This is a genomic window from Methanosarcina sp. A14 (assembly GCF_001729375.1).
Classification (GTDB): domain Archaea; phylum Halobacteriota; class Methanosarcinia; order Methanosarcinales; family Methanosarcinaceae; genus Methanosarcina; species Methanosarcina barkeri.
In genome coordinates, this window is the sequence record NZ_LZPK01000013.1 from 1 (window position 1) to 2,226 (window position 2,226).

The 2,226-nt window shown below is 45.4% G+C and carries 1 protein-coding gene; it reads left to right on the top strand.

Annotation, left to right across the window (positions count from 1 at the left end):
• On the top strand, positions 1-2,226 hold a 2,226-nt coding region (locus tag A9239_RS00790), incomplete at both ends, for a PKD domain-containing protein (protein WP_141706321.1).

Sequence of the window (2,226 nt, forward strand, 5' to 3'; positions counted from 1 at the left end):
ACCGGACTGAATGGATAAGTGAAGACATAGATGCTATCAGCAGTTCCTCACCGGTAATTGCAGGAGGGAAAGTCTTTGTTGTATGCGGTCCCGGATCAATGAGTGGTAGTACGGAAGATATTCCTCAGTTAGTAGCCCTGGATGAGTCTTCAGGAGACATAATCTGGAACGTCAGTATCCCTGCAGCAGTATACGGTTCCTGGGCTTCTCCTGCTTACGATAATGGTATGGTCTTTACGGCAACTGGACCTGAACTCGGATGTTATAATGCAAAAACAGGAGAAAAACTCTGGAGCTTTGACGACACGCTTGGATCTCAGGGTGTGGTCGGTAGCGGGCCTGCTATTGCTGATGGTAAGGTGATCTTTAACGATTGGGACGGAAGCCATTATTACTGTCTTGACGAGTACACTGGAGACCTGCTATGGAGCTTTAAAGTGAAGGGCGATGCTCAATCCGTACCTGCCTATGCGGACGGGAAATTCTACCTGACAAGCTGGGAATATGGTTCTTCCTACCAGGGAAATACTTACTGCGTGGATGCAGCAACCGGAAAACAGATCTGGCACACCAATAATGTCGTTGCGAGTTTATGCGGTTCTCCGGCTTACAAGAATGGAATCCTTTACCTGACAACTTACAACTTCTACGGAAATGGAGAGCTTCTTGCCTTAAATGCAGCTGATGGCCAGATAGTCTGGAAACAGTCAATTGAAAGATCGGATTCAACTCCTGCTTTTGCCTATGGAAATGTCTACGTTTGCGGAGGAGCAAGTGGTTATAGCAATTTGCAAACTTACTGCTTCAATGCGACTACAGGCTCACCGGTCTGGTCAACGCCTTCAAAGACAACAGATGAAGGAGGTATCGGAGGTTGGACCTGCTCAGTAGCTGTTGCAGATGGGCTCGTTTATGTGGGAAGTGAAGGAAACGGGTATTTCGGCTATGAAAACCTTTATGCTCTGGATGCCTTCACTGGCGATGTTATATGGAATGCTCCTTATGCCGGTTCTTCACCTGCACTTTCAGACGGTATGCTTTTCAGTATAGGAGGCGACCAGAAAGTCTATGCCTTCAAGGACTCTTCCGCCTCACCTGTTGCGAACTTCATCGCAAATGTGACAAGTGGTAAAGCACCTCTGACGGTACAGTTCAATGACACGTCCTCAGGTTCACCGGCATCATGGGCCTGGGACTTTGAAAACGACGGCACTATTGACAGTACCGAGCAGAACCCAGTATATACCTATACTGAGGCAGGTAACTATACCGTAAATCTCACTATCAAGAACTCCGTCGGCAGCAACAGCACTGTAAAGACGGAATATATCACTGTTTCTGAAACCTCAATACCTGCAGAACCGCCAGTTGCTGTATTCATAGCTGATGTAACGAGCGGTACTGCGCCTCTAACTGTCAACTTTACGGATCAGTCCACAGGTTCTCCAACTTCCTGGCTCTGGGACTTCGGAGACGATGCTAACTCTACAGAGCAGAACCCAGTGCACACATACACATCAGCCGGTAACTATACAGTCAACCTTACAGTTGCAAATGCAAATGGCACAAATTCAACCTCTGCTTTGATAACTGTTTCAGAAACATCTGCAATAGCACTTCCTGTAGCCAATTTCACCAGTAATGTCAGCGAGGGTTCTGCTCCTCTCTCAGTCCAGTTTACAGATATATCTGAAAATGCAACAGAATGGAACTGGGACTTTGGAGACGGAGGTTCTTCAGATCAACAGAATCCGACACATCAGTATTCAAAAGCAGGAAATTACACAGTAGCACTTACAGCAATAAACGATGCAGGCAGTAATACAACAACAAAAACAGATTATATAAAAGTGACAGAAATTACAAAACCTGTTACAAAACCTGTTGCAAACTTCACCAGCAGTGTTAGATCAGGAAAAACACCATTAAAGGTTGCCTTTACTGATACGAGTACTGGCTCCCCAACTTCCTGGTTCTGGAGCTTTGGAGACGGATCAAAGTCATATTTCCAGAATCCGACTCACAAGTATTCAAAGGCAGGAGTATATACTGTTAACTTAACAGTAAAGAATGCTGCAGGCCGTAATACGGTAACAAAAACAGATTATATAAAAGTAGTAACAAAACCTGTTGCAAACTTCACCAGCAGTGCTACATCAGGAAAAACACCATTAAAGGTTACCTTTACTGACACAAGCACAGGCTCTCCAACTTCCTGGAAATGGG